The organism is Pseudomonas fluorescens (assembly GCF_902497995.1).
Taxonomy (GTDB): domain Bacteria; phylum Pseudomonadota; class Gammaproteobacteria; order Pseudomonadales; family Pseudomonadaceae; genus Aquipseudomonas; species Aquipseudomonas fluorescens_BK.
The window spans coordinates 200,966-219,883 of record NZ_CABVII010000002.1; the positions used below are offsets into that span (position 1 = coordinate 200,966).

Below are 18,918 nucleotides of genomic sequence, written 5' to 3' on the forward strand. Positions count from 1 at the left end.
AGCGGCAAAAACGAGTTGAAATGTGCACAGGCAGCCTGTGGATAAGTCTGTGGTTAAACTCTGGAAAGACCCCGCTGGAGGCCGTAGTTACTGGCTTGGCGCCATCGTCGGTTTCACCCCGGATCGTGCAAATTGCCTTGGGGCTGCACGGCAGGACGGCCAGGGTCAAGCAAAAAAATTTCAAAATGGCTCGCCAAGCCTTGTACACAGCGGGTTTCAGCTTTTTTACTTGCCCCCGGAATGTGTGGATGGGGCTGTGGATAAGGTGCGTGCACATCGCTGTAACCCGCAGCGGGTAAGGCGTTCGTCGTGTTGATCATTTTTTGCACAGAATCGCGATCCTCCTACCGTGCAATGGTTGCCGGTGAGAGCCGGGCGGGGCATGCTGCCAGCTGATTTTCTATCCCAATGGCTGCCCGTCGGCCGAAGTAAGGAGAACACGATGTCCAACACCCTGTTTATTACCGGCGCGACCTCCGGTTTTGGTGAAGCCTGTGCCCGTCGTTTTGCCGACGCCGGCTGGAAACTGGTGCTGACAGGTCGTCGTGAAGAGCGCCTCAATGCCCTGTGCGCCGAGCTGTCGAAGCAGACCGAGATCCATGGCCTGGTGCTCGACGTGCGTGATCGCAAGGCCATGGAGGAGGCGATAGCCAAGCTGCCGCCTTCGTTCGCCAAACTGCGCGGGTTGATCAACAACGCCGGCCTGGCCTTGGGCGTCGACCCGGCGCCCAAGTGCGACCTCGACGATTGGGACACCATGGTCGACACCAACATCAAAGGCTTGATGTACAGCACTCGCCTGCTGTTGCCGCGCCTGATCGCCCATGGTCGCGGTGCCGGCATCGTCAACCTCGGCTCTATTGCCGGCAACTATCCGTACCCGGGCAGCCACGTGTATGGTGCGAGCAAGGCGTTCGTCAAACAGTTCTCCCTGAACCTGCGCTGCGACCTGCAAGGCACCGGCGTGCGGGTCAGCAATATCGAGCCGGGTCTGTGTGAGAGCGAGTTCTCACTGGTGCGTTTCGCCGGTGACCAGGAGCGTTACAACGCAACCTACGCCGGTGCCGAACCGATCCAGCCGCAAGATATCGCCGATACGATCTTTTGGGTGCTCAACGCCCCGGCGCACATCAACATCAACAGCCTGGAGCTGATGCCGGTGAGCCAGACCTGGAGCGGGTTTGCCATTGAGCGTAATGCTGACAAGGCGTAAGACCGTGTAACGGCCATTCGCGAGCAAGTCGAATCGTCGCACCGCCGCTCCCACAGGTTTTGTGCCGGTTCACGATAATGTGAACGACGCAAACCCAGTGGGAGCGTGGCTTGCCCGCGAAGACAATTTCCCGGTCAACGCAGATAGTCGGCCAGCCCGCGATAGCAGGTCGCCAGGTGATAAGGCGTAGTCGAAGGCATGTCCTGACGACTCACTTCACCCTGCTCATCCCGACACTCATACCAGCCGCCTGCATGCAGATGGCGCTGCTGCAATGCCTGTAACTGCTGTAGCACCGCGTTCTCGCTGTCGGGGCGCAAGGTCAGGGCGCGCAGGTATTCAGCCTGAGCCCAGATGCGTTGGGTGGCATCCTTGGAAAGACCCTCCAGATTGAGCATCGCCCGTACTGCGCCGGTCTGTTGATCGACGCCCAGTTGCTCGGTGAACGCGAAGGCGCGCTCCAGTGACGTGTGCAATGCCGAACCGCGCAGTAATGGCGAAGACTCCAGCAGGAAATACCACTCGAACTGATGCCCCGGTTCAAACCAGTTATCCACAGCCCCCAGCGGTTTTTCCATCAACACATCGTGTTGCGGATCGATAAAACGCTCGTGCATGGCTGTACATAAATCGACGAGCGCGCCTTGCACTGCATGGTCTTCGCGCACAGACAGCGTGGCGAGGAAGGCTTCGGCCAGGTGCATCAGAGGATTCTGCAGCGGTCCGGTGTCCAGCGATGACCAATCACGATCCAGGCTGGCTTCGTACAGGCCGTCACCTGTGGCGAAACGCTGCGCAATCACCTGCAGTGCCGCGTTGAGCACCGACTCAACCTGCGGTTCGCGAACCTTGTCCCAGTAATGGGCGCAGGCGAAGAGGATGAAGGCGTGGGTGTAGAGGTCTTTGCGCTGATCCAGCGGCGCTCCCTGCGGGTCGATGCTGTAGAACCAGCCACCGTGTTCGGCATCGTGAAAATGCTGCTGCAAGGAGTGGAACAACGCCGCGGCGCGCTCTTCAGCGCCTGACACTTGGCCGATCAGGCTTGAGAACAGATACAACTGCCGCGCACAAGCCATGGCGCGGTAGCGCTGTGGTGACAGAGGTTGATGCCCGGCATCCAGCGCCTCATAGGGCAACGCCATGTCGGCATTCCAGCCGGGGCCTAGCCAGAGTGGCACGATCACGTCCTGGAAATGCTCTTGCACGGATGCAAACAAAGCGGTCAATTCAGGCTGGGAGGCGGAGCGGGAAACTGGCGGCATTGGCTGGCGTCGTCACGGCAGGGTTGATTGCGCGACATGTTAGCAGAGAGGTCGGCCCGAGCGATGCGGTGTCTGTCAGACCGCCTTCGCGGGCAAGCCCGCTCCCACAATTGTCCTGCGTACACCGGTCCACTGTGGGAGCGGGCTTGCTCGCGAAGAGGCCATCACAGTCGATAAAAATATCAGCCCGTCAGCAACCAGGCCCCCGTCACCGCCGAACCCGCACCCGCCAGCCGAATCAATGGTGCGGCCGCTTGAGGTAGCCCTCGAACCACCGCATAGCCCGCCGCATGCAACGCCGCCGTCGCCACCACAAATCCTGCCGCATACGCCCAAGGACTCGACATGTCCGGCAACTCCAGCCCATGCGCCACACCATGGAACAGCGCGAACAACGCTGTAGCGCCAACCGCCAGGCTCAGCGGTGGCCGTACCGCCAGCGCTACCGCCAGCCCCAGCGCCAGCACCGATGCGGCAATCCCGCTTTCCAGCGCCGGCAGGTCAAGCCCTTCAAAGCCCAACAGTCCGCCAATCAGCATGGTGCCGACGAAGGTGCACGGCAACGCCCACCGCGCGGCGCCTTTCTGCTGCGCAGCCCACAGCCCGACTGCAACCATCGCCAGCAAGTGATCGAGGCCGCCGATCGGATGACTGATGCCAGCGATCAAACCGTTATCGCCATGACCCGGGTGGGCGAAGGCGACGGCCGGGGTAAGCAACAGGGCCATGGCGCCCAGAATGCGTTTAAGTGTCATGGATAAGCTTCCTTGTTGATAACAGTTGAGCGAGGTCAGACCGCGGTCAGCAGGCCCTGGCGTTCGATGAAGGCGATGATTTCCTCCAGTCCCAAGCCGGTTTTCTGGTTGCTGAACACAAACGGTTTGCCGTTACGCATGCGTTTGGTGTCGCTATCCATCATTTCCAGCGACGCTCCTACCAGCGGCGCGAGATCGATCTTATTGATCACCAGCAGATCTGATTTGCAGATCCCCGGCCCGCCCTTGCGCGGTAGCTTGTCGCCAGCCGACACGTCGATTACGTAGAGGGTCAAGTCGGACAGTTCCGGGCTGAACGTCGCCGAGAGGTTATCGCCACCGGACTCCACCAGAATCAGGTCGAGCCCCGGAAAGCGGCGGTTCAGTTGATCCACGGCTTCGAGGTTGATCGAGGCGTCTTCGCGGATTGCCGTGTGCGGGCAGCCGCCGGTTTCCACACCGATGATCCGCTCGGGCGCCAGGGCTTCGTTACGCACCAGAAAGTCGGCGTCTTCGCGGGTATAGATGTCGTTGGTCACGACGGCGAGGTTGTAGCGGTCGCGCAGGGCCAGGCACAGGGCCAGGGTCAGTGCGGTTTTACCGGAACCGACCGGGCCGCCAATGCCGACGCGCAGAGGTTGTGTGTTCATGTGATTCTCCAAATTAAAAGGCCCTAGGAACGGAACAGACGGCTGTACTGGCGCTCATGGGCCATGCACGCCAGCGACAGGCCGAAAGCGGCGCTGCCATAGTGTTCGGGGTTGATTCGGGTGGCGTCTTGCTGGGCCTGTTGCAGCAGTGGCAACAGTTCGCTAGTCAGGCGTTGCGCGGCTTGCTGGCCCAGGGGCAGGGTTTTCATCAACACGGCCAGTTGGTTTTCCAGCCAGCTCCAGAGCCATGCCGCCAGCGCGTCCTGCGCACTGATGTGCCACGCGCGAGCGGCCAGCGCCCAACCGAGGGCCAGGTGCGGTTCCGGGTGTTGTTCGAGGAAGGCGCGGGCCGAGGCATCCAGTTCCGGCAAACCATTGAGCAGTTGCTGCAGGGAATAGCCCATTTGCCGGCTTTCCTGGTGCAGCTCGCGGGTTTCCCGGCTCGCGCGATGCTCCTCACAACGCTGTAGCAGTTCGGCCCAGTTTTCCTCGGCCGCGGCCGTGCAATGGGCGAGCAGCAGCGGTGCTTCGAAGCGTGCCAGGTTCAGCAGCAATTGATCGCTGATCCAGCGTCGCGCACTGTCGGGATTATTCACACGGCCGTTATCCACCGCCATTTCCAGGCCTTGGGAATAGCTGTAGCCACCAATCGGCAATTGCGGACTGGCCAGACGCAGCAGCGCCCAGGCTGGATTCATAAACGTACGCCGAACTGGTGCAGTTTCGGTGGGTAGTTGAAATCTTCGTCGCCATGGCGTGAATGGTGATGGCCACCGCCGTAGGCACCGTGCTCCGGCTGAAACGGCGCTTCGCTGTCCTCGACCCTGGCCCCCAGTTGTTCGAGCATGGCCTTGAGCACATAGTCATCGAGCAGACGCAGCCAGCCATCCCCGACTTGCAGGGCCACGTGGCGGTTTCCCAGGTGATAGGCGGCGCGGGTCAGTTCGAAGGCATTGGCGCAGGTGACGTGCAGTAATTGTTCGGCTCGGGCACGGACGAGCACAATACGACCGTCTTCGGCCTGCAGACATTCGCCGTCATACAGTGGCGGTTGACCGCGCTCCAAAAATAATCCGACGTCTTCACCGTCGGCACTGAAACAGCGCAACCGGCTTTTGCTCCGGGCTTCGAAGGTCAGGTGCAATTCGGCGGCCCAGACGGGTTGAGAGTCGATTCTGCGATGAATCACCAGCATCGGAAGGCTTCCAGCAATGAACAATGGTCAGGCTAGAGCAAGGGGCTTGCCAATAGAGCGATGTGTAGGAAATAGGCCTCGAAGTCTGTAAGACGTATCGATGCGAAGCAGAAAGCTGAATTAATTTGGTGCAAGAGCGAGTGCGGCGCACCAATTTGCGACGCACACAAAAAGATCGTCCGTACGCGGCCGGATCTACTCGGTACTTCCGAGCCCTTGCCAATGCTTCAACCCGATAAAGATGAACCGCAGCTGCTGGGTAATCTTCGCCTGCGGCGTCAGATGTTCGGGCAGCGCCTGCGCCGGCGGATCAATGATGTCGGGCAAGGTCGCAAACACGCTCTTGACGATCAGATCGGCCATCACACCGAGAGCGGCGATATCGAGGTGTTGCAGTTTCGGCATCAGCGACAGATCAGCCGCCAGGTCCGAGCTGATGTCTTCGCGCAAACGACCGATGGCCAGGCGCACCGGCAGCGAGCCACCGTATTGCTCGCGGGCCAGAAACAGAAATTGCGAACGGTTGGCCGAGACCACGTCGAGAAAGATTCGCACAGAAGCGTCGATGATGCCGCCCATGACGAACTCGTTGTGGCGCACCAGGCGGATGGTTTCGCGGAAGGTCTGACCGACTTCGCTGACCAGCACCAGGCCCAGTTCATCCATATCGGCGAAATGCCGATAGAAGCCGGTAGGAACGATGCCGGCGGTCCTCGCCACTTCGCGCAGGCTCAGGCTGCCGAATCCTCGGCCGCATTCCATCAAGTAGCGGGCAGCGTCCATCAGGGCATTGCGGGTCTGTTGTTTCTGTTCGGCGCGGGGCAGCATCGCAAGGGTGTTTTTCTGGAGAGGGACAGCGACGCACTCTAGCAAATCGGCTTTGCCGTCGTCGAACGTCTATCGGGGGATCTTGCGGGGAAGTACGGCGCGTATAAAGAGAAACGCCATAAAGTCAAAAGCCCAATCCGAGGATTGGGCTTTTTTTCGGGGCCGCCATGGGCTTAGCTCAAGGCGCTGTTGCGTTCGATGACGCGATCACCACCACCTTCAGCCAGGGTTTGGCCTTGTGGGGTGCGGTCGGAACCGTCAGCGGCCAGGGTTTGGCCTTGTGGGGTGCGGTCGGAACCGTCAGCGGCCAGGGTTTGGCCTTGTGGGGTGCGGTCGGAACCGTCAGCGGCCAGGGTTTGGCCTTGTGGGGTGCGGTCGGAACCGTCAGCGGCCAGGGTTTGACCTTGGGGTGTGCGGTCCGAGCCATCTTGAGTGATCAAGCCTTTTTCCTTCAGGCGATCATTGCCACCTTCGGCGACGGTTTGGCTGAATACCGAGTGGCTGGATTTCACTTGCGGAGTCGCCTGGTCAGCAGCCGGCAGGGCAAAAGCAGTGCTGGCCAGCATTGAGAGGGTAAGGCTAAGCAGTAATTGGCGTTTCATGATTGGGTGCTCCGTAGGAGGGCGATAAAGTGGGTACGAGGGCAATGCTACTCTCGATAAGTCGATATAAAAGTTCATAAACGCAATGGTAATAATCAACGGAATTGATTGTTCGCTGAAAAGGCTCTAGAACGGGTGTTTCCGAAGGGCGGTTTTGCACAGATGTGGGTATTTTCGACTCACTTGCGCCGCACGAAAGTGCGGGGGACGGTAACGCTGCAGAGGTGGGTAAGCCCGCGAGCGAGCAGCCATTTGTGTGCGCATCAGTCTTTCTATTAAACCTGCGGCCAATTTTTCAGTCGTAGATTTCATGGCAGGCCGGTTCTGGCCTAACGTTTCACACGTGCGTCGCAGTCAGGGCGCTCAGTCGTATCAGGAGCTCTGAGCAATGACGCGCACTCGTAAAATTCTTCTCTGGACGGTCGCCAGCCTGGTTGTCCTGCTGGCCGTACTGATTCTGGTCATCGCGTTCTTCGATTGGAACCGGATCAAACCGCCACTCAATGCCAAAGTGTCTGAAGAGCTGCACCGCCCGTTCGCCATCAATGGCAACCTGGCGGTCATCTGGCAGCGCGAACCCGACGAAGGTGGCTGGCGGGCCTGGGTGCCCTGGCCGCATGTGGTGGCCGAGGACCTGAGCCTGGGCAACCCGGACTGGTCGAAGCAGCCGCAGATGGTCACCCTCAAACGCGTCGAATTGCGCATTTCACCCTTGGCCTTACTGGCCCAACGCGTGGTGATTCCGCGCATCGACCTCACCGAACCCAATGCCGGCCTGCAACGTCTGGCTGATGGTCGCGCCAACTGGACATTCAAGTTCGATCCCAAGGATCCGGACGCCAAACCTTCGAACTGGGTGGTGGATATTGGCGCGATCGGCTTCGACAAGGTCCACGTCACCCTCGACGATCAGAGCCTGAAGACTCAGCTCGACCTGATCATCGACCCGCTGGGCAAACCGATTCCGTTCAGCGATATCGTCGGTGAACAAGCGGCGAAAACCGCGCAGGAGAAGGGCGCCGCGCCCCAGGATTACGCGTTCGCACTGAAGGTCAAAGGCCAATACCACAACCAGAGACTGGCAGGCGACGGCAAGATTGGCGGCCTGCTGGCCTTGCAAGATGTGGCGAGGCCGTTTCCGCTCCAGGCCCGGGTCAAGATTGCCGACACCAGTGTCGAGCTGGCCGGCACCCTGACCGATCCGCTGAACCTGGGTGCTCTGGACTTACAGCTGAAACTGGCCGGTACCAGCCTCGGTAACCTGTATCCATTGACCGGCGTGACCCTGCCGGATACGCCACCCTATGCCACCGACGGTCATTTGATCGCCAAGCTGCATGAGCCCGGTGGCGCAGTGTTCCGCTACGAGGCGTTCAACGGCAAAATCGGCGCGAGCGACATCCAAGGCAGCCTGGCCTACGTCGCCAGCCAGCCACGGCCGAAACTCAGTGGTTCGCTGGTGTCCAATCAATTGCTGTTTGCCGACCTGGCGCCATTGATCGGCGCCGACTCCAACGCCAAGCAAAAAGCCCGTGGCGGCGAGAGCAAGCAACCGGCGGATAAAGTGTTGCCAGTCGAGGAGTTCAAGACCGAGCGCTGGCGCGACATGGATGCCGACGTCGAATTCACCGGCAAGCGCATCGTCCACAGCGAAAGACTGCCGTTCAACGACCTCTATACCCATCTGGTACTCACTGACGGTGTGCTCAGCCTGGAGCCGCTGCGCTTTGGTATCGCGGGTGGCAAGCTGGATGCGCAGATTCGCCTGAACGGTCACACCGAGCCGTTGGAAGGCCGGGCGCAGCTCACTGCTCGTGGATTCAAGCTCAAGCAGTTGTTCCCGACGTTCGAACCGATGAAAACCAGTTTCGGTGAGCTCAATGGCGACGCTGACATCACCGGGCGTGGCAACTCGGTGGCCAAATTGCTGGGCAGCGCCAACGGCAACCTGAAGATGCTGATCAACGATGGCGCCATCAGCCGCGAGTTGATGGAGCTGGCAGGGCTGAACGTCGGTAACTACGTGGTCGGCAAGATCTTTGGCGACAAGGAAGTGAAGATCAACTGCGCGGCGGCCGACTTCGACATCAAGACGGGCCTGGCAACCACTCGGCTGTTCGTCTTCGATACCGAGAACGCGATCATCTATATCGATGGCACGGCGAATATGGCGACTGAGCAACTGGACCTGACCATCTCCCCGGAATCCAAGGGCTGGCGTTTGATCTCGTTGCGTTCTCCGCTATACGTGCGGGGCAAGTTCATCAAGCCCGATGCCGGTGTAAAACCCGTGCCGCTGTTACTGCGTGGCGCCGGGATGGTTGCGCTGGGTGTCATTGCCGCGCCAGCGGCGGGACTGCTGGCATTGATAGCACCGAGTGGAGGCGAGCCTAACCAGTGCGCACCGTTGCTGGAGCAGATGAAGGCGGGCAAGGTGCCGAAGACAGTCAAGGGGTAAGCAGGCTCTGTAGCCTGTCTGTTGTTCGCAACAGACAGGCTGCGTCTTGGGCCTATATGCGGATTTTCGAACGTCGATAGAATCAGTCCTTGTTACGGCTTCGTTCATAAGTTTGTTTGACGTTAATCTATGGCCTGGCGTTCAGGTAATAATGTGTCACGCATGAAGTTTGGTAAGTAAAATGCAGACTGGTAAATTGCCATTGTCAGCCGGATGGCTGGTCTCAAAATACCCCATATGGATTTGGAGTTTTATATGAACATTTTAGTACCGAGCATCGCAGAAAGCCGAGCTTTTTTTGGTGACACGCAACTCTCGCCTTTAGTTGCCAAATTTTCTGGCATCAGGTCCTTCGCTGGATTAAATGAGTTGGCGGCTGCTAAGTCTGACCTGCTGCTGGGCGAGAGTGTACCGACCGCAATCGGCTTTACCGATAATATCGATGAAGACAAAAAACAAGCGGCGGCGGACAGCATTCATTTTGCCGAACGCTACGCTGATACCTATTCGGATAAGGACAATAAACCGATTGAGTGGCATGGGAAGTACGCTGAAGCGCTGAAACATTGTGGCTGGTCATTGACTAACCATAAATACCAGGATCAGGTGAGCAAGCAAACAGCCGTCACAATGGATTCCATTGTACTGGATATCGTCAAGGCAACTGCCGGCAGGAATGCCCCAGCGCTCACGAGTTTGTTGAAGGGTGCCTTCGATAAAATTCAAAGCGACGAGGAGCTTCTTACACTTTTCGATAACAATAGTTCAAAAGGTAAGGACAAAGATTTCAGGCTAATACCCTGCTTGCAAACGCCTGGAGGTACGGCAATAGCCACGCTTGTTGCCTTTGATTGTGAGCTTTCAACGTCGCAAGGTGGTGCCTGGTTTTGGAAATGGAAGTTAAGTAATGTGAGAATGAAGCGAGTGGCGTCTGTAATGGAGCTTAATATGGCCCAGCATGAGCGCAGGCGAGATCAGATTATTGAACTTCTGGATGAGAATTCGGATGATTTTTTCAAAGGCGTTAAATTGAAATAATTCTGTTGCTAATCGGGATGAGCGGTTAGCCTCCCGATTTTGAACTGTTCGAGAAGGATAGTAGTATGGATAAGGACATCGCTTTATCAGTGGCAGGAAATTTATCTTCCATTTCAGCTGGTCTCGCTGAAGTATGGAGAGAAGGAGTAATTAATTCATTGTTGTTTGCACGATTGTATGCAGATTCGAATGTTGAGAGGTTTGCCCAGCCGCAACAGTGGTATAAATATCACGCCGAAGCGATGAGCAAGTCGAAGTGGGAAGTTGGAAGTCACAGGTTTTCCAGTTTTGAACCGGGCGAAAATTCTTCCTTTGTGTTAAAGCATCTTATTCAAGGCAGGTTTGGTTTTGACTCGGCTCAGGCGAAACAATACGAGCGGCTGATGTACTGTATTCAGCAAGACTCTGCCGCAGAGGTAATCGCCTCATCTGCTGGAGGGCATGCGCTAGTCTACCAAAGCGAGGGCCAAACCTCTACGGTTTCGACTATCGCTCTGCAAGTCAGCTTAGTGGTGCGAGGCCCCGCTTTATACACTGGATTTGTCTACTTCAAGACTGGTCAAGCGGTTAGTAATAATCTGTTCATCCAAGAGTTTAAAAGTGAGCTGGTTTTGGGTGAGGTCATTATTGGAGTCACAAAGCTTGTGCTGAATAAAGCAAGCTATGAAAGAGCCCGGATGCGAGAGAAAATTCTTGCCAGTCTTCCCGAAGTTACGGCTCCGCTAGTTCTTGATCTCACTCCTGAATGCGATGCCCATTGCAGTAGTTGAACTCGTACGTCATCGTTGTGGTGCGGGGCATGATTATCATCTTGGGAAGTCCATAGTGCTGGATTGTTCCAAAGGCCTGTTCGCGCTTTTTCAAGGCGAAAAGGCCTCACCGAAAACTATAATTTTTTCAAAATATCCACCATATTATCCGCATGCTCTTTTCCTGAGCCAGAATATTCTCAAGGATGCGCCGGGTCGTAGGGTCTTGTTCGCCAATGTACTGAATGATTTCGCGGTATCTGTCGATGGCGATACGCTCGGCGTTCGTAGCGCAACACGCAGACCAGCTCGGTGGCCAGCGATTCGTTGAGCAGGCGTAGCATTTCTTCGCGGTCGGCGCTGTAGCTTTCGGTCACTGCGTCGTTTTCGAGCAAAAATCGAAGCAGGGCGGATGTATTGGATCGCGCCTTGCGTCATCTCACCGATCACAGGGATGTTTGCCCATGTCGCAAGGTGCTGCCACGCGCTATCCGTTGGTCCTGGTTCCGGGAATGCTCGGGTTTATCCGTCTGCTGCTCTATCCATACTGGTACGGGATTGTTTCGGCGCTGCGGCGGGAGGGGGCAACGGTGATTGCGGTGCAGGTCTCGCCGCTCAACTCAACCGAGGTGCGCGGTGAACAACTGCTGGCGCGGATCGAGGAGATTGTGCGGGAAACCGGGGCCGAGAAAGTCAACCTGATCGGCCATAGCCAGGGCTCGCTCACCGCCCGTTATGCCGCCGCCAAACGCCCCGATCGGGTCGCCTCGGTCACGTCGGTGGCGGGGCCCAATCACGGTTCGGAGCTGGCGGATTACCTGCACAAGCATTACCCGGCAGACAGCGCCAAGGGTCGCCTGCTCGCCGTTTTGCTGCGACTGATCGGTGCGTTGATGAGCCTGCTGGAAACCGGCTACCGCGGGCCGAAGCTGCCCGTGGATATCCCGGCCTCGCATCAGTCGCTGACCACTGAAGGCGTGGCGCTGTTCAATCAACGTTATCCACAGGGGTTGCCGCTGACTTGGGGCGGGCAGGGGCCTGAAGAGGTCAACGGCGTGCGTTATTACTCCTGGTCCGGGACCTTGCAGCCGGGCAAGACCGATAGCGGACGCAATCTGTTTGACGGGACCAATCGAAGTTGCCGCTTGTTTGCCAGGACCTTCGTGCGCGAAGTCGGGCATTGCGACGGGATGGTCGGGCGTTACAGCTCGCATCTCGGGACAGTGATTGGTGATGAATACCCGTTGGATCACTTTGATATCGTCAATCAGTCGCTGGGACTGGTCGGAAAGGGTGCGCAGCCGGTACGGTTGTTTGTCGAGCATGCGGCGCGGTTGAAAGCGGCCGGGGTTTAGCAGGTCGACCGAGTCATCGTTCTTCGTCGGAACGCCGCCCGGAGCCGGCTCCCACAGGCAATGTATGGCGAATACAAAATCTGTGGGCAACCGAGACCAATGTGCGAGCCTGCTCGCGAATGACGTCAGGTCAGGCGGCGCAAGGCCTACGGCCCAACACGGTGGTCCAGCGCTCCGAAACAATCACCCCACCCAAGGTCAGTAACCCGCCCACCAGGTGATACATCGCCAATTGCTCGTGCAGCACCACCGCCGCAATCAGCGCCGTAATCAACGGCAGCAGGTTGAAAAACAGCGTGGTCCGGCTCGGCCCAAGGCGCACCACGGCCTGCATCCACGCCAGTGGCGCAATCATCGAGGCGAGCAGGCAGGCGTATAACACCAGCGGAATGTTCTGCAGAGTCAGACCGATTTTCGGCGAGGCGAGGAACAGCGGAAACAACACAAGCACTGCCACCAGTACCTGCAAATACAGCAACACCAGCGGCGGCAAGCGCAATTGCCACTTTTTCAGCAGGGTGCTGTAGACCGCATAGGCCAGGGTGGCGATCAGCATCATCGCGTCGCCCAGGTTGACCCCGTGCTCGAGCAATGCGCTGAGGCTGCCGGACGACACCACCACCAAAACCCCCGCAAACGACAGTACGGCACCGGCCAACGCACCCGCGGTCAGGCGCTGGCCGAGGCTGATGATCGCCATGGCCAGCGACATCAGAGGCATTAGCGACAGGATGATCCCCATGTTGGTGGCCGAGGTCATGCTCGCGGCGAAGTACGCCAGGCTCTGATAGACCGCCATGCCCAGCACGCCGAGGATGAAGATTTTGCCCAGGTTTGGACGGATCGCCGGCCAATGGGTGATCACCGGTTTAAGCATGAATGGCGTGAACAGGATCCCGGCCAGCAGCCAGCGGTAGAAGCCAATCTCGGCGGGGTAAATCGCTCCAGCCGACATTTTGGTGATCACGGTGTTGCCGGCCCAAATGAAAATGGCCAGCAGGGGATAAGCGTATTGCATTGGAAAAACCAGAATATTGATGAGGCGTGATTATCGCCTGTCTGGATGCAAGCCTATACGGCGATCCGGACAAATGTTTCAACGCCAGGCCGGACGCACACCGGAGCAGTATCGACGCAGCCATTTGGAGAGCCGATGAAGGTGTAACAAGTGTTGTCTACACTGCAGAACGAGGCCGCGCCCCTCGTTGCGGCAATAAGGAGAAAACTCCATGAAGATGTTGCATGTCCCTTTGTTGATGATCGGTGTACTGATGTGCGCCCAGGGTTTCGCCGCCACTGAGCAACAGAACAAGATGACCACCTGCAACGCCGACGCCACCGCAAAAAGCCTCAAGGGCGACGAGCGCAAGGCCTTCATGAGTACTTGCCTCAAAGCTGCGCCGGCAGCGGATGCCGCCAAACCCATGACTCCCCAGCAAGAAAAGATGAAAACCTGCAACGCCGATGCCGCGACTAAAGCCCTCAAGGGTGATGAGCGCAAGGCGTTCATGAGTGACTGTCTGAAGAAAAAATAAATATTCGGTTGGGATGTGCTGTCACCGGAACGCTGGCAGACTGCCAATCCTTTTACGCCGTTCGTTTTGAGGCTGTATGCCAACGTTTTCTCAACGCCAAGTCTTGCTGATAATCAGTTGGGTCATCATCTTTGGTGGTTTGCTGCTGGTGATCCCGTTGCGGCTGCTGCCCAGCCTGCTGGCCGGGCTGCTGGTGTTCGAACTGGTCAACATGCTCACCCCACAATTGCAGCGGCTGATCGAAGGCCGGCGTGCGCGCTGGCTGGCGGTGGCATTGCTCGGCACATTAGTGGTGAGTGTGCTGGCGTTGATCTTTGCCGGCGCCATCAGCTTTCTGCTGCACGAGGCGGAAAACCCCGGCGCTTCCCTCGACAAATTCATGGGCGTGGTCGACCGGGCGCGCGGGCAACTGCCGCCGTTCATCGACGCCTATCTGCCGGCCAGTGCCGCCGAATTTCGCGTGGCGATCGGCGAGTGGATGAGCAAGCACCTGAGTGACTTGCAACTGGTGGGCAAGGACGCGGCGCACATGTTCGTGACGCTGCTGATCGGCATGGTGCTGGGGGCGATCATTGCCTTGCAGCGGGTGCCGGATTTGACCAAGCGCAAGCCTCTGGCCGCCGCACTGTTCGATCGTCTGCACCTGCTGGTCCAGGCGTTTCGTAACATCGTGTTCGCCCAGATCAAGATTTCCCTGCTCAATACCTTCTTCACCGGGATTTTCCTGGCGGTGGTCCTGCCGATGTTCGGCATCAAGCTGCCGCTGACCAAGACCCTGATCGTGCTGACCTTCCTGCTCGGCTTGTTGCCGGTGATCGGCAACCTGATGTCCAATACCCTGATCACCATTGTCGGTTTGTCGCTATCGATCTGGGTGGCGGTGGCGGCGCTGGGTTACCTGATCGTTATCCACAAGCTCGAATACTTTCTCAATGCGCGCATCGTTGGCGGGCAGATCAGTGCCAAGTCGTGGGAGTTGCTCTTGGCAATGCTGGTGTTCGAGGCCGCGTTCGGCCTGCCGGGGGTGGTGGCGGGGCCGATTTATTATGCGTATCTGAAGAGCGAGTTGAAGCAGGTGGGGATGGTTTGATCCGGTAAGAATATGTGTTGCCTGAGCGGGCCCCTTCGCGAGCAAGCCCGCTCCCACATTTGACCGCATTCCATCTGGAAAATCCGGTCTAATGTGGGAGCGGGCTTGCCCGCGAAGGGCGCACTTCGGTTTCGGATCAATCCATCGTGCCGTAACGCTTCATCGCTTCAATCGCCAACCCGCTGCCGATGCTGCCAAAAATGTTCCCTTCCACATGCCGCGCATTCGGCAACATCGCCGAAACACTGTTGCGCAGCGCCGGAATCCCGCTCGAGCCACCGGTGAAGAACACCGTATCCACCTGATCGACCCGCACATTCGCATCGTTGAGCAACTGCGTGACGCTGTTGCGCACGCGCTCGAGCAGGTTGTCGATGGCTGATTCGAACAGTGCCCGGCTCAATTCCACGCTCAGTCCTGGCTCGATGCGGTCCAGCGGCACATGGCGGCTGTCGGCGTGGGTCAGCTGGATCTTGGTCTCTTCCACTTCCATGGCCAGCCAATGCCCGGCGCGCTGGTCGATCAGCTTGAACAGACGGTCGATGCCGCCGGTGTCTTCGATGTCGTAACGCATGCTGCCCAGGGCTCGCGTCGACTTCTGCGAGTACACCGAGTTGATGGTGTGCCAGGTCGCCAGGTTCATGTGGTGGCTGGTGGGCATGTAGGCGCCGCTCTTCATGCGACTGCCGTAGCCGAACAGCGGCATCAGGCCCTGCAGGCTCAATTGCTTGTCGAAATCGGTCCCGCCGATGTGCACACCGCCGGTGGCGAGGATGTCGTCGTGACGGTTGTCGTGGTTACGACGCTCGGGCGACAGGCGCACCAGCGAGAAGTCGGAGGTACCACCACCGATGTCGACGATCAGTACCAACTCTTCCTTTTCAATGGTCGACTCATAGTCGAACGCTGCGGCAATCGGCTCGTACTGGAACGACACGTCCTTGAAACCGATGGCGCGGGCCACATCCACCAAGGTGTTTTCCGCTTCCTGGTCGGCCATCTCATCGTCGTCGACGAAGAACACCGGACGCCCCAGCACCACTTCCTCGAACTCCCGACCGGCGGCCGTTTCTGCGCGCTTCTTCAATTGGCCGATGAACAGCCCGAGCAGGTCCTTGAACGGCATCGCGGTGCCGAGGACGCTGGTGTCGTGCTTGATCAGCTTGGAGCCCAGCAGGCTCTTGAGCGAGCGCATCAGCCGGCCTTCGTAGCCTTCCAGGTACTCGTGCAGCGCCAGCCGACCGTACACCGGGCGACGTTCTTCCATGTTGAAGAACACCACTGACGGCAAGGTGATCTTGTCGTCCTCCAGCGCGATCAGCGTTTCCATGCCGGGGCGCAGCCAGCCGACGGTGGAGTTGGACGTGCCGAAGTCGATACCACAGGCACGGGCTGGAGATGCGTTTTTCATGTCTTTCAGGTTCCGGTTAAAAAACGGCCGCGCAGTGTATGTCACCGCGGCACAGATTCGAAGGCCGACTATCCGCTAAATCTCAGCTATTAGCGCCTTGAAAGACTATCCTTTGCCCCAAACTTGTCTGCATTGGGCCTGGCAGCCACAGGACGGTCGCAAGAACCGCCCGCTGCTGCCGATAAACTTCTGATGCGCTGCCCGGTCACAACCTTGAGATCGGTCAAATCCTGTGCTGCAAATCAAGTGCATGCTCTGGCAGGTGGCGCGATATCGATAACGGATGGTGATTCCCTCGATGGACTTCAAAGACTATTACAAGATTCTCGGTGTGGAACCGACCGCGGACGATAAGACGATCAAGGCGGCTTATCGCAAGCTGGCGCGCAAATACCACCCCGATGTCAGCAAGGAAAAGGACGCCGAGGCCAAGTTCAAGGACGCGTCGGAAGCCTATGAGGCGCTGAAAAGCGCCGACAAACGCGCCGAATATGACGACTTGCGCAAATACGGCCAGCACGGCCAACCGTTCCAGGGCCCGCCGGGTTGGCAGGGACGTGGCGCGGGCGGTTTCGGTGGTGGTCAGGACACGGGCGATTTTTCGGACTTTTTCAGTTCGATTTTCGGCGGCCGTGGCCCTGGTTTCAGTGGTGGACAGTCGCGTCGCAGCACCGGACGTCGAGGGCAAGACGTGGAAATGGAATTATCGGTTTTTCTGGAAGAAACTCTCTCGAGCGAGTCGAAAAAGGTCACCTTCCAGGTGCCGCAGTACAACGCTGCGGGCCAGCATGTCAGCAATACCAGTAAAAGCCTGAACGTGAAAATCCCGGCCGGCGTGGCCGATGGCGAACGTATCCGCCTCAAGGGCCAGGGTGCACCGGGTGTCGGTGGCGGCGCCAATGGCGACTTGTATCTGATCATCCGTTTTGCGCCGCATCCGAAATACGACGTGGAAGGCGAAAACCTGATCATCACGCTGCCACTGGCACCGTGGGAGCTGGCGCTGGGCACTGAAGTGGCGGTGCCGACCCTGACCGGCAGGATCAACCTCAAGGTCCCGGCCGGCAGCCAGAACGGCCAGCGCATGCGCGCCAAGGGCCACGGCCTGATGAACAAGGCGGGCGAGCGCGGCTACCTGTTCGTGCAGCTCAAGGCGGTGATGCCGAAAACGGCGAGTGATGAGGTCAAGGCGCTGTGGCAGGAACTGGCCGGGAAAGCCGCGTTCAACCCTAGAGAACACTTCTGATCCCAGAAACGGAGTAGCCCGTCATGAGCACCCCCCTGACCGTTCACCTGGACCTGGCCGAATTCTGCGAGGCGACCGACCTGTCGGACGTCTACGTGATCGAAATCGTCGAACACGGCATCCTCGAACCTCAGGGTACGCAGCCCAAGGATTGGCGTTTCAACGACTATGAACTGGCCCTGGCCAAGCGTGCCGCCAAGCTGCGGCACGACCTGGAGCTGGAGTGGGAAGGTGTTGCCCTGGCGCTGGACCTGCTTGAAGAGGTCCAGCAGCTAAGGGCGGAGAACCGGATGCTCAAGCAGCGGTTGGGGCGGTTGGTGGTCGAGTAGCTCCACAAAGCCCTTGTTTCAGATCCGGCGGGGCAACACCACGGTAAACAGCGTGCCATCGGCCTCATTGGAGCTGACCTCGATCGTCCCGGTGTGGGCGTCGACCACTTCCTTGACGATAAACAGACCCAGACCGAGGCTGGTGGAGGGCTGGCCGAGTTCTTCGTCGGCACTGCGCACCAGTGGATCGAAAAGGGTGGCCATTGCATTCTCGGGAATCGGCGTGCCGTAGTTGCGCACCGTGAGGCGAACCCTGTCTGGCTCGCCACTGAGGGTGACGGTCACATCACGCTTGTTCAAACCATGCTGCAACGCATTGCCGATCAGGTTTTGCAGGAGTTGGTCCAGTCGCCCGGCATCCCAGACGCCTCGGGTGTCACCGGATATGTTCAGTGTCGGGTCGCACTCCGGGTTGCCGGCACAGGCCTCGGCAATCGCGGCATGGGCGGCGTCCGCCAGATCCATGGGGACAGGTTCGATCGGCAGGCTCTTGCCCAGGCGACTGCGCACCAGCTCCAGCAAATCGCCGACCATCACCGCCATATGCCGCGCGCCGCGCTTGATGTTGATCGCGCACGTCAGCGCATTGCCTTCGAGCGTCGCCTTGCGCAGCAGCAGTTCGGTGGACATGCTCACCGCTTGCAGCGGCGCACGCAGGTCATGGCCAAGGATCGCCAGAAAGATGTCCCGCGAATGATTGACCTGTTCGGCATAGGCCGCGGTGGACTCGGCAAGGGCTTCGTCGATGGCTTCGTTGAAGCGGATCATGTCCTGGAAATACGTCATGTCCGGTGATTCCAGGCTGTCGACCCACAGACGAATCACGCAGGCACGCAAATGGCGGAACTCGGACGTCATTTGCACCAGATCGAACCCGACGTTGTGACGCAGCTCCCCATGACAGGCCGCGGCCAGGTCCAGGCTCGGGGTTTTCTCCGGGCCTTGGCCTTTGGCTTTGGCCGCCTGTTCGCTGACGGTCTGTGCCTTGCGCATATCGGCTGAGGCGGCCAGCAGGATCGACTTGGCGTGATCGCGCAATGTGGTGCGGTCCAGAGAATCGTCGGCGCCGATGGCTTCGGCGAACTTTTCCCATTCGTCAACGATGCGATCTACGTGCTGCACGATGAATTCAGATAAACGCATGGCTGGGCGTCTGCATGGCAATGATAGCCAATGAGTGTGGCGCATCCTGGCGCCTTTGT

At 58.6% G+C, this 18,918-nt stretch carries 20 protein-coding genes and 1 pseudogene; 9 read left to right on the forward strand and 12 right to left on the reverse strand.

The annotated features are described in order from the left end of the window. Positions 1–113: 113 nt before the first annotated feature. Positions 114–329 carry a hypothetical protein gene (locus F8N80_RS31100; RefSeq protein ID WP_191632849.1) on the reverse strand — a complete coding sequence of 72 codons (216 nt, stop codon included), beginning with the start codon at positions 327–329 and terminating at the stop codon, positions 114–116. Positions 330–442: 113 nt separating this feature from the next. Between F8N80_RS31100 and F8N80_RS02865 the strand changes: the two genes are divergently transcribed. Next, a complete protein-coding gene (locus F8N80_RS02865) occupies positions 443–1,213 on the forward strand; it encodes an SDR family oxidoreductase (protein ID WP_150743948.1) in 771 nt (256 codons plus the stop codon). Between the two features lie 134 nt (positions 1,214–1,347). Here the strand turns inward: F8N80_RS02865 and F8N80_RS02870 are convergent, their stop codons facing one another. From F8N80_RS02870 to F8N80_RS02900, 7 genes are all read right to left on the reverse strand, one after another. After that, positions 1,348–2,475: an AGE family epimerase/isomerase gene (locus F8N80_RS02870; protein ID WP_150743949.1), complete on the reverse strand. Its 1,128-nt coding sequence runs from the start codon at positions 2,473–2,475 to the stop codon at positions 1,348–1,350. A gap of 182 nt (positions 2,476–2,657) precedes the next feature. After that, on the reverse strand, positions 2,658–3,230 hold the full coding sequence (locus tag F8N80_RS02875) for a HupE/UreJ family protein (protein ID WP_150783179.1): 573 nt from the start codon (positions 3,228–3,230) through the stop codon (positions 2,658–2,660). 35 nt (positions 3,231–3,265) lie between these two features. Next, the gene (gene ureG, locus F8N80_RS02880; RefSeq protein ID WP_150743951.1) at positions 3,266–3,880 is read right to left on the reverse strand and encodes an urease accessory protein UreG; all 615 of its coding nucleotides are present in this window, start codon (positions 3,878–3,880) and stop codon (positions 3,266–3,268) included. Positions 3,881–3,903: 23 nt separating this feature from the next. Further along, positions 3,904–4,578 carry an urease accessory protein UreF gene (locus tag F8N80_RS02885; RefSeq protein WP_150743952.1) on the reverse strand — a complete coding sequence of 225 codons (675 nt, stop codon included), beginning with the start codon at positions 4,576–4,578 and terminating at the stop codon, positions 3,904–3,906. Further along, a complete protein-coding gene (gene ureE, locus F8N80_RS02890; protein WP_150743953.1) occupies positions 4,575–5,075 on the reverse strand; it encodes an urease accessory protein UreE in 501 nt (166 codons plus the stop codon). The genes F8N80_RS02885 and ureE overlap by 4 nt, the downstream gene beginning before the upstream one ends. Before the next feature lie 195 nt (positions 5,076–5,270). Beyond that, positions 5,271–5,903, reverse strand: a complete 633-nt coding sequence (locus tag F8N80_RS02895; RefSeq protein ID WP_150743954.1) for a TetR family transcriptional regulator — start codon at positions 5,901–5,903, stop codon at positions 5,271–5,273. Positions 5,904–6,076: 173 nt separating this feature from the next. Further along, a complete protein-coding gene (locus F8N80_RS02900) occupies positions 6,077–6,505 on the reverse strand; it encodes a hypothetical protein (RefSeq protein ID WP_150783180.1) in 429 nt (142 codons plus the stop codon). A gap of 388 nt (positions 6,506–6,893) precedes the next feature. On the opposite strand from F8N80_RS02900, the gene F8N80_RS02905 reads away from it, so the two are divergent. The 3 genes from F8N80_RS02905 (at position 6,894) to F8N80_RS02915 (ending at position 10,771) form a co-directional block, all read left to right on the forward strand. Continuing rightward, complete coding sequence (locus F8N80_RS02905; RefSeq protein ID WP_150743956.1) at positions 6,894–8,963, forward strand: AsmA family protein; 2,070 nt, start codon at positions 6,894–6,896, stop codon at positions 8,961–8,963. 255 nt (positions 8,964–9,218) lie between these two features. Further along, entirely contained in the window at positions 9,219–10,001 is a 783-nt protein-coding gene (locus tag F8N80_RS02910) for a hypothetical protein (protein ID WP_150783181.1), read from the forward strand. A 65-nt stretch (positions 10,002–10,066) separates the two neighbouring features. Beyond that, on the forward strand, positions 10,067–10,771 hold the full coding sequence (locus F8N80_RS02915) for a hypothetical protein (RefSeq protein ID WP_150783182.1): 705 nt from the start codon (positions 10,067–10,069) through the stop codon (positions 10,769–10,771). Between the two features lie 116 nt (positions 10,772–10,887). Here F8N80_RS02915 and F8N80_RS02920 read toward each other — a convergent pair. Further along, positions 10,888–11,157, reverse strand: a pseudogene (locus tag F8N80_RS02920) (ferritin-like domain-containing protein). A 57-nt stretch (positions 11,158–11,214) separates the two neighbouring features. Between F8N80_RS02920 and F8N80_RS02925 the strand changes: the two are divergent. Next, positions 11,215–12,105 carry an esterase/lipase family protein gene (locus tag F8N80_RS02925; protein ID WP_150743959.1) on the forward strand — a complete coding sequence of 297 codons (891 nt, stop codon included), beginning with the start codon at positions 11,215–11,217 and terminating at the stop codon, positions 12,103–12,105. A 130-nt stretch (positions 12,106–12,235) separates the two neighbouring features. Here the strand turns inward: F8N80_RS02925 and F8N80_RS02930 are convergent, their stop codons facing one another. After that, positions 12,236–13,123 (reverse strand): DMT family transporter, encoded by an 888-nt coding sequence (locus F8N80_RS02930; protein WP_150743960.1) that lies wholly within the window; start codon positions 13,121–13,123, stop codon positions 12,236–12,238. A gap of 211 nt (positions 13,124–13,334) precedes the next feature. Between F8N80_RS02930 and F8N80_RS02935 the strand changes: the two genes are divergently transcribed. Then, the gene (locus F8N80_RS02935; RefSeq protein ID WP_150743961.1) at positions 13,335–13,640 is read left to right on the forward strand and encodes a PsiF family protein; all 306 of its coding nucleotides are present in this window, start codon (positions 13,335–13,337) and stop codon (positions 13,638–13,640) included. Between the two features lie 76 nt (positions 13,641–13,716). Then, positions 13,717–14,730, forward strand: a complete 1,014-nt coding sequence (locus F8N80_RS02940; RefSeq protein WP_150743962.1) for an AI-2E family transporter — start codon at positions 13,717–13,719, stop codon at positions 14,728–14,730. A 136-nt stretch (positions 14,731–14,866) separates the two neighbouring features. Here F8N80_RS02940 and F8N80_RS02945 read toward each other — a convergent pair whose 3' ends face one another. Beyond that, positions 14,867–16,141, reverse strand: coding sequence for an Hsp70 family protein (locus tag F8N80_RS02945; RefSeq protein ID WP_150743963.1), 1,275 nt, complete (start codon positions 16,139–16,141; stop codon positions 14,867–14,869). A gap of 298 nt (positions 16,142–16,439) precedes the next feature. Here F8N80_RS02945 and F8N80_RS02950 point away from each other — a divergent pair, with 298 nt between their 5' ends. Both F8N80_RS02950 and F8N80_RS02955 read left to right on the forward strand, forming a co-directional pair. Further along, entirely contained in the window at positions 16,440–17,387 is a 948-nt protein-coding gene (locus F8N80_RS02950) for a DnaJ C-terminal domain-containing protein (protein ID WP_150743964.1), read from the forward strand. Between the two features lie 23 nt (positions 17,388–17,410). Further along, positions 17,411–17,716 carry a chaperone modulator CbpM gene (locus F8N80_RS02955; RefSeq protein ID WP_150743965.1) on the forward strand — a complete coding sequence of 102 codons (306 nt, stop codon included), beginning with the start codon at positions 17,411–17,413 and terminating at the stop codon, positions 17,714–17,716. Between the two features lie 18 nt (positions 17,717–17,734). On the opposite strand, the gene F8N80_RS02960 is transcribed toward F8N80_RS02955, so the two are convergent. Then, positions 17,735–18,859, reverse strand: coding sequence for a sensor histidine kinase (locus F8N80_RS02960; protein WP_150743966.1), 1,125 nt, complete (start codon positions 18,857–18,859; stop codon positions 17,735–17,737). Positions 18,860–18,918 lie beyond the last annotated feature (59 nt).

Excerpts from the sequence above, each read along its gene's own strand:
- F8N80_RS02870 (WP_150743949.1), bottom strand. The coding sequence starts at position 2,475 with ATGCCGCCAGTTTCCCGCTCCGCCTCCCAGCCTGAATTGACCGCTTTG.
- F8N80_RS02875 (WP_150783179.1), bottom strand. The coding sequence starts at position 3,230 with ATGACACTTAAACGCATTCTGGGCGCCATGGCCCTGTTGCTTACCCCG.
- F8N80_RS02930 (WP_150743960.1), bottom strand. The coding sequence starts at position 13,123 with ATGCAATACGCTTATCCCCTGCTGGCCATTTTCATTTGGGCCGGCAAC.
- F8N80_RS02905 (WP_150743956.1), top strand. The coding sequence starts at position 6,894 with ATGACGCGCACTCGTAAAATTCTTCTCTGGACGGTCGCCAGCCTGGTT.
- F8N80_RS02955 (WP_150743965.1), top strand. The coding sequence starts at position 17,411 with ATGAGCACCCCCCTGACCGTTCACCTGGACCTGGCCGAATTCTGCGAG.
- F8N80_RS02915 (WP_150783182.1), top strand. The coding sequence starts at position 10,067 with ATGGATAAGGACATCGCTTTATCAGTGGCAGGAAATTTATCTTCCATT.
- F8N80_RS02925 (WP_150743959.1), top strand. The coding sequence starts at position 11,215 with ATGTCGCAAGGTGCTGCCACGCGCTATCCGTTGGTCCTGGTTCCGGGA.
- F8N80_RS02935 (WP_150743961.1), top strand. The coding sequence starts at position 13,335 with ATGAAGATGTTGCATGTCCCTTTGTTGATGATCGGTGTACTGATGTGC.
- F8N80_RS02885 (WP_150743952.1), bottom strand. The coding sequence starts at position 4,578 with ATGAATCCAGCCTGGGCGCTGCTGCGTCTGGCCAGTCCGCAATTGCCG.
- F8N80_RS02960 (WP_150743966.1), bottom strand. The coding sequence starts at position 18,859 with ATGCGTTTATCTGAATTCATCGTGCAGCACGTAGATCGCATCGTTGAC.
- F8N80_RS02945 (WP_150743963.1), bottom strand. The coding sequence starts at position 16,141 with ATGAAAAACGCATCTCCAGCCCGTGCCTGTGGTATCGACTTCGGCACG.
- F8N80_RS02910 (WP_150783181.1), top strand. The coding sequence starts at position 9,219 with ATGAACATTTTAGTACCGAGCATCGCAGAAAGCCGAGCTTTTTTTGGT.
- F8N80_RS02940 (WP_150743962.1), top strand. The coding sequence starts at position 13,717 with ATGCCAACGTTTTCTCAACGCCAAGTCTTGCTGATAATCAGTTGGGTC.
- ureE (WP_150743953.1), bottom strand. The coding sequence starts at position 5,075 with ATGCTGGTGATTCATCGCAGAATCGACTCTCAACCCGTCTGGGCCGCC.
- F8N80_RS02900 (WP_150783180.1), bottom strand. The coding sequence starts at position 6,505 with ATGAAACGCCAATTACTGCTTAGCCTTACCCTCTCAATGCTGGCCAGC.
- ureG (WP_150743951.1), bottom strand. The coding sequence starts at position 3,880 with ATGAACACACAACCTCTGCGCGTCGGCATTGGCGGCCCGGTCGGTTCC.
- F8N80_RS02865 (WP_150743948.1), top strand. The coding sequence starts at position 443 with ATGTCCAACACCCTGTTTATTACCGGCGCGACCTCCGGTTTTGGTGAA.
- F8N80_RS02950 (WP_150743964.1), top strand. The coding sequence starts at position 16,440 with ATGGACTTCAAAGACTATTACAAGATTCTCGGTGTGGAACCGACCGCG.
- F8N80_RS02895 (WP_150743954.1), bottom strand. The coding sequence starts at position 5,903 with ATGCTGCCCCGCGCCGAACAGAAACAACAGACCCGCAATGCCCTGATG.